The sequence below is a fragment of the Paraburkholderia bryophila genome (assembly GCF_013409255.1).
GTDB lineage: Bacteria > Pseudomonadota > Gammaproteobacteria > Burkholderiales > Burkholderiaceae > Paraburkholderia.
Genome location: NZ_JACCAS010000001.1, coordinates 3,643,198 through 3,656,981, shown reverse-complemented (window position 1 = coordinate 3,656,981; position 13,784 = coordinate 3,643,198). Strand labels below are relative to the sequence as shown.

13 protein-coding genes are annotated in these 13,784 nt (G+C 63.7%); 6 read left to right on the top strand and 7 right to left on the bottom strand.

The window, feature by feature from the left end:
• Nucleotides 1-102: 102 nt before the first annotated feature.
• Both argF and GGD40_RS16380 read left to right on the top strand, forming a co-directional pair.
• On the top strand, nt 103-1,032 hold the full coding sequence (argF, locus tag GGD40_RS16385; protein ID WP_179703224.1) for an ornithine carbamoyltransferase: 930 nt from the start codon (nt 103-105) through the stop codon (nt 1,030-1,032).
• A gap of 250 nt (nt 1,033-1,282) precedes the next feature.
• Complete coding sequence (locus GGD40_RS16380; protein ID WP_035548206.1) at nt 1,283-2,509, top strand: argininosuccinate synthase; 1,227 nt, start codon at nt 1,283-1,285, stop codon at nt 2,507-2,509.
• A gap of 152 nt (nt 2,510-2,661) precedes the next feature.
• On the opposite strand, the gene murB is transcribed toward GGD40_RS16380, so the two are convergent.
• The gene (gene murB / locus GGD40_RS16375) at nt 2,662-3,702 is read right to left on the bottom strand and encodes a UDP-N-acetylmuramate dehydrogenase (RefSeq protein ID WP_179744249.1); all 1,041 of its coding nucleotides are present in this window, start codon (nt 3,700-3,702) and stop codon (nt 2,662-2,664) included.
• Between the two features lie 229 nt (nt 3,703-3,931).
• Here murB and GGD40_RS16370 point away from each other — a divergent pair, with 229 nt between their 5' ends.
• Nucleotides 3,932-4,417 (top strand): YajQ family cyclic di-GMP-binding protein, encoded by a 486-nt coding sequence (locus GGD40_RS16370; RefSeq protein ID WP_035548209.1) that lies wholly within the window; start codon nt 3,932-3,934, stop codon nt 4,415-4,417.
• 194 nt (nt 4,418-4,611) lie between these two features.
• Here GGD40_RS16370 and plsY read toward each other — a convergent pair whose 3' ends face one another.
• Nucleotides 4,612-5,256: a glycerol-3-phosphate 1-O-acyltransferase PlsY gene (gene plsY, locus GGD40_RS16365; protein WP_179744248.1), complete on the bottom strand. Its 645-nt coding sequence runs from the start codon at nt 5,254-5,256 to the stop codon at nt 4,612-4,614.
• Between the two features lie 171 nt (nt 5,257-5,427).
• Entirely contained in the window at nt 5,428-5,919 is a 492-nt protein-coding gene (ybaK, locus tag GGD40_RS16360) for a Cys-tRNA(Pro) deacylase (RefSeq protein WP_179703222.1), read from the bottom strand.
• A 155-nt stretch (nt 5,920-6,074) separates the two neighbouring features.
• On the opposite strand from ybaK, the gene GGD40_RS16355 reads away from it, so the two are divergent.
• A complete protein-coding gene (locus GGD40_RS16355) occupies nt 6,075-7,637 on the top strand; it encodes a class I adenylate-forming enzyme family protein (RefSeq protein WP_179744247.1) in 1,563 nt (520 codons plus the stop codon).
• Between the two features lie 47 nt (nt 7,638-7,684).
• On the opposite strand, the gene xerD is transcribed toward GGD40_RS16355, so the two are convergent.
• From xerD to queG, 3 genes are read right to left on the bottom strand one after another with little or no spacing between them, the layout of a single operon-like run.
• Nucleotides 7,685-8,620 (bottom strand): site-specific tyrosine recombinase XerD, encoded by a 936-nt coding sequence (xerD, locus tag GGD40_RS16350; protein WP_179744246.1) that lies wholly within the window; start codon nt 8,618-8,620, stop codon nt 7,685-7,687.
• Nucleotides 8,617-9,087, bottom strand: coding sequence for a methylated-DNA--[protein]-cysteine S-methyltransferase (locus tag GGD40_RS16345; RefSeq protein ID WP_179703219.1), 471 nt, complete (start codon nt 9,085-9,087; stop codon nt 8,617-8,619). Before GGD40_RS16345 ends, xerD begins: the two co-directional genes overlap by 4 nt.
• A gap of 59 nt (nt 9,088-9,146) precedes the next feature.
• Complete coding sequence (queG, locus tag GGD40_RS16340; RefSeq protein WP_179744245.1) at nt 9,147-10,412, bottom strand: tRNA epoxyqueuosine(34) reductase QueG; 1,266 nt, start codon at nt 10,410-10,412, stop codon at nt 9,147-9,149.
• A 17-nt stretch (nt 10,413-10,429) separates the two neighbouring features.
• Between queG and tsaE the strand changes: the two genes are divergently transcribed.
• Nucleotides 10,430-11,014, top strand: coding sequence for a tRNA (adenosine(37)-N6)-threonylcarbamoyltransferase complex ATPase subunit type 1 TsaE (gene tsaE, locus GGD40_RS16335; protein ID WP_179744244.1), 585 nt, complete (start codon nt 10,430-10,432; stop codon nt 11,012-11,014).
• Nucleotides 10,996-12,573 carry an N-acetylmuramoyl-L-alanine amidase gene (locus GGD40_RS16330; RefSeq protein ID WP_179703216.1) on the top strand — a complete coding sequence of 526 codons (1,578 nt, stop codon included), beginning with the start codon at nt 10,996-10,998 and terminating at the stop codon, nt 12,571-12,573. Before tsaE ends, GGD40_RS16330 begins: the two co-directional genes overlap by 19 nt.
• A gap of 171 nt (nt 12,574-12,744) precedes the next feature.
• Here the strand turns inward: GGD40_RS16330 and GGD40_RS16325 are convergent, their stop codons facing one another.
• Complete coding sequence (locus tag GGD40_RS16325; protein ID WP_179703215.1) at nt 12,745-13,626, bottom strand: EamA family transporter; 882 nt, start codon at nt 13,624-13,626, stop codon at nt 12,745-12,747.
• Nucleotides 13,627-13,784: the final 158 nt, after the last annotated feature.

Below are 13,784 nucleotides of genomic sequence, written 5' to 3'. Positions count from 1 at the left end.
ACTCGTCAAACGGGGCGAAATCCTTTATGCTGCTTTGAGTTACCACAAACGACGGCGGCGCCGTCCGGCAATCCTGCCGGGTGAGACCGCCGTATTTGTTTCATGACCGCCAAGAAAATTCGCCACTATCTGCAGTTCAAGGATTTCTCGCTGGACGACTACGAGTACGTGCTCGAACGCGCGCGCATTCTGAAGCGCAAATTCAAGAGCTACGAGACTTATCACCCGCTGCACGATCGCACGCTGGCCATGATCTTCGAAAAGAATTCGACACGCACGCGCCTGTCGTTCGAAGCCGGCATCTTCCAGCTCGGCGGGCACGCGGTGTTCATGAGCACGCGCGACACCCAGCTCGGCCGCGGCGAACCGATCGAAGACGCAGCGCAAGTGATCTCGCGCATGGTCGACATCATCATGATCCGCACATTCGGCCAGGACATTCTTAAGCGCTTCGCTGAGAATTCGCGCGTGCCGGTCATCAACGGGTTGACCAACGAATATCACCCGTGCCAGGTGCTGGCGGACATTTTCACGTACTTCGAGCACCGTGGCCCGATTCGCGGCAAGACGGTTGCATGGGTCGGCGACGCCAACAACATGCTGTACACGTGGATTGAAGCCGCGCAGATTCTCGGCTTCAATCTGCGCCTGTCCACGCCGCCGGGCTACAAGCTCGATCACACCATGGTTGCCGCGGAAAGCGCGCCGTTCTACGAAGAATTCGACGACCCGAACGAAGCCTGCGCGGGCGCCGATCTCGTCACGACCGACGTCTGGACCAGCATGGGCTTCGAAGCTGAAAACGAAGCGCGCAAGAAAGCCTTCGCCGACTGGTGCGTCGACGCCGACATGATGGCGCGCGCCAACGCCGACGCGCTGTTCATGCACTGCCTGCCCGCCCACCGCGGCGAGGAAGTCAGCGCCGAAGTGATCGACGGCCCGCAAAGCGTCGTGTGGGACGAAGCGGAAAATCGCCTGCACGTGCAAAAGGCGTTGATGGAATACCTGCTGCTCGGCAAGCTGAATCACTGAGCGAGCCGCTGCCCAGCACGATCAGCAGCATCTGCGTGAAGCGCGACGGGGCCTTGAATACGAGGCAAGGCATCCACGTCAGCGCCACGCATCCGGCCGAATGTCAGGGCTTCATAAGAGCCTGGCCGACCCGCCACCTAGCCCCAAAACCGCGGGCGCGTGGCGGTTTAGTGTCAAAATAGTGCTTTTTCCGCGCTCCGGAACTGCCGGCGCGCCTTGTTTTCCCGCTTTTTCCAGCTACGAGTTCACCATGAGCGATATCAAGAAAGTCGTGCTCGCCTATTCGGGCGGCCTCGACACCTCCGTCATCCTGAAGTGGTTGCAGGACAATTACGACGCCGAAGTCGTCACGTTCACGGCCGACATCGGCCAGGGCGAAGAGCTGGAACCGGCGCGCAAGAAAGCCCTGCAACTCGGCATCAAGCAGGACAACATCTTCATCGAAGACCTGCGCGAAGAATTCGTGCGCGACTACGTGTTCCCGATGTTCCGCGCCAACACGATTTATGAAGGCGAGTACCTGCTGGGCACGTCGATCGCGCGTCCGCTGATCGCCAAGCGTCAGATCGAGATCGCTCGCGCCACCGGCGCGCAGGCGGTGTCGCACGGTGCAACCGGCAAGGGCAACGACCAGGTTCGCTTCGAACTCGGCTACTACGCGCTGGAACCGGGCATCAAGGTGATCGCGCCGTGGCGTGAATGGGATCTGCTGTCGCGCGAAAAACTGCTCGCTTACGCGGAAAAGGCCGGCATTCCGATCGAAATGAAGCACAAGCAAGGCGGCGCGCCGTATTCGATGGACGCGAACCTGCTGCACATCTCGTTCGAAGGCCGTCACCTGGAAGACCCGAAGAACGAAGCCGAAGCCGATATGTGGCGTTGGACCGTGTCGCCGGAACAGGCACCGGACCAGGCTGAATTCCTCGATATCGAATACGAACACGGCGATCCGGTCGCGATCAACGGCAAGCGTCTGTCGGCAGCGGAAATGCTGACCGAGCTGAACCGTCTGGGCGGCAAGCACGGCATCGGCCGTCTGGATCTGGTGGAAAACCGTTACGTCGGCATGAAGTCGCGCGGCTGCTATGAAACGCCGGGCGGCACGATCATGCTGAAGGCGCACCGCGGCATCGAGTCGATCACGCTCGACCGTGAAGTCGCGCATCTGAAAGACGATCTGATGGCCCGTTACGCGTCGCTGATTTATAACGGCTACTGGTGGAGCCCGGAGCGTCGCGCGATCCAGGTGCTGATCGACCATACGCAAGACAAGGTCAACGGCTGGGTGCGAGTGAAGCTGTACAAGGGCAGCGTGTCGGTTGTCGCGCGCGATTCGAAAGAAACGCTGTTCGACAAGACCATCGCCACGTTCGACGACGACGGCGGCGCGTACAACCAGGCTGACGCCGGCGGCTTCATCAAGCTGAACGCACTGCGCATGCGGATCGCGGAAAACGCGCGTCGTCAGCGTGACTGAAGGTGAGCATGTCGGCGTAGGCTAACTTCGTGCAAGCGAAGTCAAGCGCCGAAAAGTGGACGCAAAAAAAGCGCCGGGAGATTTCTCCTGGCGCTTTTTTCTTTTCCAGTAGCCGCTCAGAGCCAGCGACAACCCGACAACCCGTCAGCCAATCACAAACAAACCGGCTCCGCTTCCAGCTCCACACCAAATCTCGCGAACACATCGCGCTGCACCGCCTTGGCGAGCGCCAGCACCTCCGCCCCACTCGCGCCGCCGCGATTCACCAGCACCAGCGCCTGCCTTTCATGCACCGCCGCCGCGCCCATCGCGCGCCCTTTCCAGCCGCATTGATCGATCAGCCAGCCTGCCGCGAGCTTCACCCGCCCATCGGCCTGAGGATACGACACGAGCTCCGGCTCCTTGAGTTTCAACGCCTCGAACTGCTGCGCCTCCACCACCGGATTCTTGAAGAAGCTGCCGGCGTTGCCGAGCTCCAGCGGATCCGGCAGCTTCGCGCGCCGCACCGCCACCACCGCGTCGAAAATGGCCTGCGCGGTGGGTGACGCATCCGCATGGCCATTCGCAGCCAACGCCCGCGCCAGATCGGCATATCCGGCGCGCGGCTGCCAGGCCTTCGGCAGACGGAACGTCACCGACGTAATCACGAAGCGGTCGCGCCCTTCCCGCTTGAAAAAACTGTCGCGGTAGCCGAACCGGCAAGCCTGCGCGTCGAGCTCGACCGTCTCGCCCGTGGCGAGCTCCACCGCGCGCAGCGACGCGAAGCGCTCGCACATCTCCAGCCCGTACGCGCCGATATTCTGAATCGGCGCCGCGCCGACCGTGCCCGGGATCAGCGCGAGGTTTTCAAGTCCGGGCAGCCCTTGCGCCAAGGTCCACGCCACGAACTCATGCCACGGCTCGCCGCCGGCCGCTTCGACGTACCACGCCGCGTCGTCCTCGCGCACGACACGGCGGCCGCGCAGCGCCACCAGCAGCACCAGTCCACCGAAATCGCCGCTCAGCACCACGTTGCTGCCGCCGCCCAGCACCAGACGCGGCAAGCCGGCCGCGCGCGGGTCGCGCACCGCCGCCATCAGTTGCTCCTCGCGCTCGATCCGGCACGCGAACTGCGCGCGAACGTCGAGGCCGAAGGTGTTGTGCGCCTTCAGCGAGTAGCCGGACATGAACTCGGGGGATTCGGATTGGGACATCGGAGTGAGAAGAGTGAAACGACGCACGATATGCTGAATGAGCGTCGAATGAACGTTGAATGAGCGTCGAATGAAACGACATCCGCCCCGGTCCGCGCGACAATGCACGGCAGCCTTGGGCAAAAGGGAACGGCGTCGGTAAAATGACGACCGGTCCGTGATTATAGCGAGTGCCCCGTGAGCAGCCGACCGGCCGCGTCACGCACCGCAGCACTATTGGGAGAATGTAATGCCATCGTTTGACGTCGTCTGTGAAGCAGACATGATTGAAGTGAAGAACGCGATCGAGCAGTCCAACAAGGAAATCTCAACCCGCTTCGACTTCAAAGGGTCGGACGCGCGCGTCGAACACAAGGAAAACGAAATCACCGCCTACGCGGACGATGACTTCAAACTCGGCCAGGTGACCGACGTGCTGCTGTCCAAAATGGCCAAGCGCAACGTGGACGTGCGCTTCCTCGACTACGGCAAGACCGAGAAGATCGGCGGCGACAAGGTCAAGCAGGTCATCAAGATCAAAAAGGGCGTGTCCGGCGACCTGTCGAAGAAAATCGTGCGCCTCGTCAAGGACAGCAAGATCAAGGTCCAGGCGAGCATTCAGGGCGACGCGGTGCGCATTACCGGCGGCAAGCGCGACGATCTGCAAAGCGTGATCGCGATGCTGCGCAAAGACGTGACCGACACGCCGCTCGACTTCAACAACTTCCGCGACTGAGCGTCAGTCGCGCGAATGGGCGCCTGGGCAACCAGGCGCCGGCCTGAAGGCACGGCTGCGAAGGCACCGCGCGAGGAGTATGCGCGGCGGTGTCGACAAAACACTAGCCAGGCCGCCGCTCACGCATCACCCCCGGTCCGGAGTAGGCGTAGAGCCTCACCCCAACCAAGCCGCCACACCCCTCGGCTTCACCCTCAACGATCATTCCCCGCCGCCGGACTCGCGGCCGCATCCGCCTTCTTCTTAGCGCCGATCCGGCTTTCCTGACCGCGCATCAGCTTGGCGATATTGCCGCGATGACGCCACACCAGCAGCGTGCTCATCACCACGATCGCCAGCGCGATAATGTGCGGCCCGAACAGAAAACCATCGAACAGCGGCGCAAACACCGCCGCGGCCAACGCGGCCAGCGACGAATAGCGCGTGAAGAACGCCACGATCAGCCACGTGAGCAGCGTAGCGATACCGAGAATCGGATTGATCGCGAGCAGCACGCCCGCGGCGGTGGCCACGCCCTTGCCGCCCTTGAAGCGGAAGAAAACCGGATACAGGTGGCCGAGAAACACCGCGATCGACGCGATCGCCACCGACGTATCGTCGAGCCCAAAACGCGCGCCGAAGTGCACGACGGCCCACACCGGCAACCAGCCCTTGAAGGCGTCGCCGATCAGCGTGAGAATCGCGGCCTTCTTGCTGCCGCTGCGCAGCACGTTGGTGGCGCCCGGATTGCCCGAGCCATACGAGCGGGGGTCGTCGAGGCCCATCGCTTTGCTCACGATCACGGCAAACGACAGCGAACCGATCAGGTAGGCAACGACAGCAACGATCAGGTTTTGCATCAAGGGACTCTTATAAGGATCGGCGGTCTGAAACTCGATACCCCAACCGCAACAGGGCATACAACAAGGCGTACAACGGGCCAACACCCGCACCCACCCGCAAACGCAACGGACGACAAAGCGGCGCACATTCTACCCAACCCGCCCGCCCGGAAAACATTCAGGCAAACGTCAATCGACGCTCGCGCACTGAACCGCCTGCGCGGCCAGCAGACCGGTCAGCACCTTCGGCTCGATACTGACCAGAAATCCGCGCCGGCCGCCGTTCAGCCAGATCGTATCCATCTCGAGAATGCTCGACTCGACGTACACGGGCATCGCCTTGCGCGTCCCGAACGGCGAGGTGCCGCCGATCAGATAGCCGGAGTGCCGGTTCGCCACCTCGGGCTTGCACGGCTCGACGCGCTTCGCACCGATCTGCCGCGCGAGATTCTTGGTACTGACGGTACGATCGCCGTGCATCAGCACGATCAGCGGCTTGGCGTGTTCGTCTTCCATGACTAGCGTCTTCACGACATGATGTTCGTCCACGCCGAGCTGGCGCGCCGATTCGCCGGTGCCGCCGTGTTCGACATAATCGTAAGGATGTTCGCCGAACGTGACGCCATGGCGGCGCAGAAACTGCGTGGCCGGCGTTTCGGAGACGTGTCTGGATTTGCTCATCGGCGCATTGTAATGGCGAGTTTGCACAACGGCTATTTGCCGAATGACCAATTGTGCGGGTCCGGCGATTGTGGCACGATCGTTCGCAAATCTCCCGGCGCACCGTACGCTGGGCACCGAATCGCTAACTGCAACCATGTTGCACGGAGACAGCGTTGAGCCTCGAGTCCTCCCCCCGTTCCACGATCGATATCCCCGCCTTGCTCGCCGCCCTGCCCGCGCGCATCGCCGAGATTCCGGCGCTCGCCGCCGCCCGCGATCCGCAGCACGTCGCGCTGATCGAAGATGCGCGCCGTCTCACCAGCGCGCAACTGCTGGCCGCCGTCGAAGCCGCCGCCGCGCTGCTGCGCGAATGGGGCGTGCGTGGCGGCGACCGCGTGATGATCGTCGCGGAAAACAGCATCGCGCAGATCGTGCTGCTGTTCGCCACGGCGAAACTGGACGCGTGGGCGCTGGTGTCGAACGCGCGCCTGTCCGCCGCGGAACTCGACTCGATCCGTGCGCACGCGCAGCCCCGCGTGGTCGCGTATGCGGTGGAAAGTTCGAAGGACGCCCAACAGCATGCAGTACGCCATCAGGCGATCGCAGCACCGGCGTTCACGCCGGACATCGGTGCGTGGTCATACACGGTCGACGCCAACGTGCAAGCCGAGCCCGTCGAAGCCGCCAACCACCGCCAATGCGCCGCGCTGATCTACACCACCGGCACCACCGGCGCGCCGAAAGGCGTGATGCTGTCGCATCGCAATTTACTGTTCATCGCGTCGGTGTCGAGCCGTCTGCGCAACGTCGGCCCTGACGACGTCGTCTACGCCGTGCTGCCCATCTCGCACGTGTACGGTTTCGCGTCGGTGTGTCTCGGCAGCCTGCACGCCGGTGCGACCTTGCGGCTCGTGCCGCGCTTCGCGCCGGAAGCCGTGCGCCGCGCGCTCGCCGACGAACGCGTGTCGATCTTCCAGGGCGTGCCGGCCATGCACGCCAAGCTGCTCGAACATCTGCAGACGCACGGCCATGCGTGGTCCGCGCCGCGTCTGCGCTTCGCCTACTCGGGCGGCTCGCCGCTCGACGCCGCGCTGAAGTCGCAGGTCGAAGCCGTCTACGGCCTGCCGCTGCACAACGGCTACGGCATGACCGAAAGCAGCCCGACCGTCTCGCACACCATGCTCGAGCGGCCGCGCAGCGACTGCTCGGTCGGCGAGGTCATTCCGGGCGTCGAGGTGAAGTTCGTCGGACTCGACGGTGTCGATGCCGCGTCCGGCGAGATCGGCGAATTGTGGGTGCGCGGTCCGAACGTGATGCTCGGCTATTACCGCAATCCGGAGCAAACGCGCGTCGCCGTGACCGAAGACGGCTGGCTCAAGACCGGCGATCTCGCGCGCCAGGACGCGGACGGCGCGTTGCATATCGTCGGGCGTAGCAAGGAGCTGATCATTCGTTCGGGCTTCAATGTGTATCCGGCCGAGGTCGAGCATGCGTTGAACGCGCATCCGCAGGTCGTACAGTCGGCGGTGATCGGGCGCGCGGTCGAGGGTAACGAGGAAGTGGTCGCGTTCGTCGAATTGATCGCGGGCGCGAAGGTGACGGCGGCTGAACTGATCGCGTGGTGCGGCGAGCGGCTCGCGCCGTATAAGCGTCCTGCCGAAGTGAAAGTGCTTGCAGCGCTACCGGCTGCGTCGACCGGCAAGATTCTCAAGCACCGGTTGCGCGAGTATCTCTGAAGCGAAGGCAGAGGCAAAGGCAAACACGGCCCTCGCCAGCGCCCGGGTCACCCACGCGGATGATGCTCCGCGTGCAGCGACTTCAACCGCTCACGCGCCACATGCGTGTAAATCTGCGTGGTCGAAATGTCGGTATGCCCGAGCAGCAATTGCACGACGCGCAGATCGGCGCCATGGTTAAGCAGGTGTGTCGCGAACGCATGCCGCAGCGTATGCGGCGACAACGGCGCATGCACATTCGCGGCCACCGCGTGCCGCTTGATGATGTTCCAGAACTGCTGACGCGTCATGCCCTCCGCGCGGCTCGTCACGAACAGCGCGTCCGTGGCGCGCGCGCCGAGCAGCGCCGGCCGCGCCTCGCGCAGATAACGTTCGATCCAGTCATGCGCCTCCTGGCCGAACGGAATCAGACGCTCCTTCGAGCCCTTGCCCATCACGCGCACCACGCCTTCGTTCAGGCCGACTTCCACCGTTTTCAGCGTGACGAGTTCCGTGACACGCAAACCGCTCGCGTACATCAGTTCCAGCATCGTGCGGTCGCGCAGACCTAAGGGCGTGGCGACGTCGGGCGCGCCGAGCAGCGCCTCGACTTGCGCCTCGCTCAACGTCGACGGAAAACGCGGCGGCTGTTTCGCCGAGCGGATCCGCAACGTGGGATCGACCTTCGCGCGATGTTCGCGCACCGCCCACGCGTAATAGCGGCGAAACACCGAAAGCCGGCGGTTCGCCGACGTCGATTTATCCTTCTGACGCGCGGCGCTATACGCGTTGAGATCGGCTTCGCCGGCGATATCGAGCGACGTGTTGCGGGTCTGCGCCAGCCATTCGCAAAACAGACGCAGATCGCGGCGATACGCGTCGAGCGTGTTGCGCGACAGGCCGTGTTCAAGCCATAGCGCGTCGCAGAATGCATCGATCGAGGCAGAGCTTGCCGCGAAGAGAGGCGACGCGAGGCTCGCGTCGTCAGCCAGGGTATCGCTCATGCGTAGGGAATGCCTTCATGCTTGAGAAGCCAGCGTTTGACGTTGCGAAAGAAGCCGTCGCCGGCATGATGCGCGAAGCCGCCGATGTCGCCCGAGCCGACCACCCGATGACACGGAATCACGATCGGGAAATAGTTCGAGCCGCACGCTTGCCCGACCGCGCGCGGCACGCTGCCGACCTGCTTCGCCAGTTGCCCGTAAGTCAGCACGACGCCCGGCGGAATCGCGCTGATCGCCTGCCAGACGCGCTGCTGGAACGCGGTGCCGACCGGCGCGAGCGGCAATTCGAAGGTGGCGGACGCCTCGTCGAAATACCGTTCGATCTGCTCGACCGCTTGCCGGGCCAACGGCGTATCTGGCGCGATGTTCTGGATCGACTCCGGCAGATAGACGATCTCGCGCACGGCGTCGCCTTCGAGGCGGATGCCGACTTTGCCGAACGGCGCATCGATCACTGCGTTGAACATGGTTGCCTGCTCCCTGACTGGCGTGGCGTTTCGGGTTTGGAACGCGAACTGCCGCTACTTTACGCCGCTTCCAAAGCCCATTCCACATGCTCGCGCACCACCGCGGACGGGTCGTCGGCACGCAGCCTTAGCGAATCAACAATGCGCTCGCGCGCCTCCTCGCTCAAGCTTTCCGGCGACGCCGCGCGCAACGCATTGCCCATTCCCACCGCGAGATTGCGCAGCCAGCTTTCGTAACCGATGCGGCGAATCGCGCTGCCCTGCATGCGCGTGTCGAAGTCTTCCGCGCTCCATGCAAACAGCTCGACGAGCGACGCACGATCCAGCCCATGCCGCACGTCGAAATCGGCGACCGGCGCCGCCTGCGCGAACTTGTTCCATGGACACACGAGCTGGCAATCGTCGCAGCCATACACGCGATTGCCGATCAGCGGCCGCATATCCACGGGAATACTGCCTTTCAATTCGATCGTGAGGTAAGAGATGCACAGCCGCGCGTCGACCTTATACGGCGCCACGATCGCACCGGTCGGACAGGCGTCGATGCAGCGCGTGCAACTGCCGCAATGCGCGCCGGGCGTTTCCGGCGCGAGTTCGGGCGCGATCTCGGCGTCGGTCGGCAACGGCAAGTCGACATAGATTTCGCCGAGAAAAAACAGCGAACCCGCGTCGCGTTGCAGCAGCAGCGTGTGTTTGCCGCGCCAGCCGATGCCGGCCTTCTGCGCAAGTTCTACCTCGAGCACAGGCGCCGAATCGGTAAATACGCGGTAACCGAACGCGCCGATCTTCGCTTCGATTTTCTCGGCAAGTTGTTGCAGACGATTACGCATCACCTTGTGATAATCGCGGCCACGCGCATAGATCGACACCACCGCCGCCGACGGATCCGCAAGCCGCGCCGTTTCGGCCGCACGCCAGTCCTGCACGAGCGGCGCAATCAGCGGCACAGCGAGCGACCCGTCCTGCAAAGCGCTTTCGTGCGCCTTTCCGCTCAATGTCTGCGCGGGCAAATAGGCGATGCGCGCGGTAATCACACGTCGCGTACCGGCCACAAGCTCGGCCGGCCGCGCGCGTTTCATGCCGTGTTTCGCCATATAATCCATCTCGCCGTGACAACCCGCTTCCAGCCAGGCTGCAAGCGGCGCTTCGGCAGCGGAGAGGTCGGTGTCGCTAATCCCGATCGCCCCGAAACCCAGTTCACGGCCCCAACTTTTGATGTCGAGCGCGAGCGCATTCAGCGCCGCTTCATCGAATGGACGCTCGGCACCCGCGTCGTTGCTAGACGCTGGCGTGCTGGAAACAGGGGACTTCGGACTTCGGTTCATCACGCCATTTTACGAGAATGCCTGTCAATCCCGATCAAGCGATCCAACCGCCCGCCGCTGTCCTGCTCGAACGCACCTTCGCGTTCGCGGACGAAGCCGCCACACTCGCCTTCGGCGCGCGCTTCGCGCAAGCGATCGAAAGCCTGCGCGGCATGCCGGGCGAAGCACGGCAAGCCGCGCCGCGCGCTGACGGCGACACGGCATTTCATGGGCTGCAAGTGCAGCTCGTCGGCGATCTCGGCGCCGGCAAAACCACGCTCGTACGCTCAACTTTACGCGGCCTCGGTCACACCGGCCGCGTACGCAGTCCCACCTACACTCTCGTCGAACCCTACGAGCTCGAACGGCCCGCTGGGGAACTCACGCTCTATCACTTCGATCTGTATAGATTCACCGATCCGGCCGAATGGGCCGATGCGGGCTTTCGGGAGTACTTCGACAGCGGCGCCGTCTGCCTCGTCGAATGGCCGCAACGCGCAGGGCGTCTCCTGGGCGTGCCGGATCTCGTCTTCACGCTCGAGCTGGATCACACGGGCGAAGGCCGCGTACTCGTCGCACGCGCATATAGCGAATCAGGAAAGGCATGTCTCGAAAGATGTTGATCAAACCGTTCCGCTCGATCGAATCGGCGGCTACCGCCTCGCATAACTGGCGGCGTCGGCAGATTCTGTGCGCGGGCGCGTCCACGCTGATGCTCGGCCTCGTCGCGCCGCGTCTCGCGTGGGCCAGCTCGGTGCTCGGCGTGCGGGTCTGGCCGGCACGCGACTACACGCGCGTAACGATCGAATCCGATCAACCGTTGCAGAACGCCCAGCAACTGCTGCAGGGACCGGACCGGCTGGTGGTCGATCTGACCGGCCTCGATCTCGATCAGGCGCTGAAGGATCTGGTCTCGAAGATCACGCCGAACGATCCGCAGATCTCGTCGGTGCGGGTTGGGCAATATCAGCCGCACGTGGTGCGCATGGTGTTCGACCTGAAGGGTTCGGTGAAGCCGCAGGTGTTCACGCTGCCGCCGGTTGGCGCGTACAAGTACCGGCTGGTGTTCGACCTGTATCCGGCGGTCGCGCCCGATCCATTGATGGATCTGCTGGCGCAGACCGAACACAAGCAGCAGACGCTGAATGAAAACAGCGCGCCGCCCGCCACGCTGAGCGGCCCCGGCACCACGCCGCCCACCGCCGACAACAGCGAGGCGTTCTTCGAACGCTATGCGCAGAACGGCGGCGGCGGTGGTGGGTCATCGAACGGCGTGCCGCGTCCGCCGGTGCATGGTGCGCCTACGCCTATGCCGCCGATCATTGCCAAGCCCACGGCGCCGGTCGCGCCGCCTACGGCGATCGCTCGTAATAATAAAGGCGGCAACAGCGCAAGCAAGCTGGGCGACGACGACAACAGCGGCGACGACAACTACGCGTTCACCGCGCCGAAATCCGGCAAGAGCAACACGGTGCGTCTGCTGACCGTCGCGATCGACCCGGGTCACGGCGGCGAAGATCCGGGTGCGATCGGCAGCTCGGGCACGTACGAGAAACACGTCGCACTCGACATCGCGAAGAAGCTGCGCGCGAAGATCGATGCGCAACCGAACATGCGCTCCATGATGACGCGCGACGCCGACTTCTTCGTGCCGCTGAACGTGCGCGTGCAGAAGGCGCGGCGCGTCGGCGCGGACCTGTTCGTGTCGATTCACGCGGACGCGTTCACCACGCCCGAGGCAAAGGGTTCGTCGGTGTTCGCGCTGTCCGACCATGGCGCGTCGAGCGCCGCGGCGCGCTGGATGGCGAACAAGGAAAACTCGTCGGATCAGATCGGCGGGATCAACATCAAGAGCGCCGACGCCAGCGTCAACCGCGCGCTGTTCGATATGTCGACCACCGCGCAGATTCGCGATTCGATGCGCTACGGCAACTTCGTGCTGAAGGAAATCGGCGGCATCAACAAGCTGCACAAGGGCTCGGTCGAACAGGCCGGTTTCGCCGTGCTGAAGGCGCCGGACATTCCGTCGATCCTGGTGGAGACGGCCTTCATCAGCAACCCGGACGAAGAGCGCCGTTTGAACGACGACGCGTATCGCGACAAGATGGCGGATGCGATCATGAACGGCATCAAGCGTTATTTCGCGGCGAATCCGCCGTTGGCGAAGAACCGCATGACGTGATGGCGGGCGGGTCGGTGGGCGTTGACGCCGCGTTGCGCATTGTGACGCTCACAGGCTTGATCGATTGCCTGCTCAATCACATCGCCCTTGACAGGCAATCGGAAAATCGGAAACGGCCGTTCTCGAAAGAAGCGGTCGTTTTCTTATGCACGGTCAGCACGCAGCCGGAAACTAACGCGCCAGCGACAGCCGCTGCACGACCCAACCGCCGAACACGTTCACCGCCAGCCCCGCCATCACCAGCAACGCGCCGACGACTTGCACCGCGGACAGGTGCTCGTCGAGAAACAGCGACGCCGACGCCAACCCGACAATCGGCACCAGCAACGAAAACGGCGCGACCTGGCTAGCCGGATACCGTGACAGCAGCCGGCTCCACAAGCCATAACCGATCAGCGTCGCGATAAACGCCAGATAGACGATCGCGAAAATCGACGTGGCGCTGATGCCGGTCAGCGCCGCGGCGATCCGCTGTGGTCCCTCGAACACATACGACAGCGCGAAGAACGGTAACGGCGGAATCAGGCTGCCCCACACCACCAGCCCGACCAGATCGACCTTGCCGACCTTCTTCGTGACGATGTTGCCGAGCGCCCACGAACACGCGGCGCACAGCGTGAGGACGAAACCGGCGAGTGTCATCGCATGGCCGCCTTGCAAGCCGATCACGGCGAGGCCGCCAGCCGCGATCAACAGACCGACGACATTCGGCAAGCGAAAACGCTCGTGCAGAAAGAAAGCCGCGAAGATCAGCGTGAAAAATGCCTGCGCTTGCAGCACTAGCGAAGCGAGCCCCGCGGGCATGCCAACATACATGGCGGAAAACAGGAAGGCGAACTGCCCGAGCGAAATCGTCGCGCCATACGCGAACAGCCAGCGCCACGGCAGCTTCGGCCGCTTGACGAAGAACACCGCCGGCACCGCGGCGAGCGTGAAGCGCAACGCGCCCAGCAGCATCGGCGGCACACCGTGCAGACCCACCTTGATCACGACGAAGTTGACGCCCCACGCCACCACGACGACCAGTGCGAGCAGCAAATCCCTGGGCGACATGCCGGTCTCCAATTTATTGTTCAATCCGGCAGTTTAACGGAGCCCATCGCGGCCGGCGATCGCCCGCGTTACGGATTCCCGGAACGCCAAGGGGCGCCGCCCTGCGCCACGGTGAGCCGGCGTGCGGCAAGGCGCGCCGAACCGTCGTCGTGACGCCC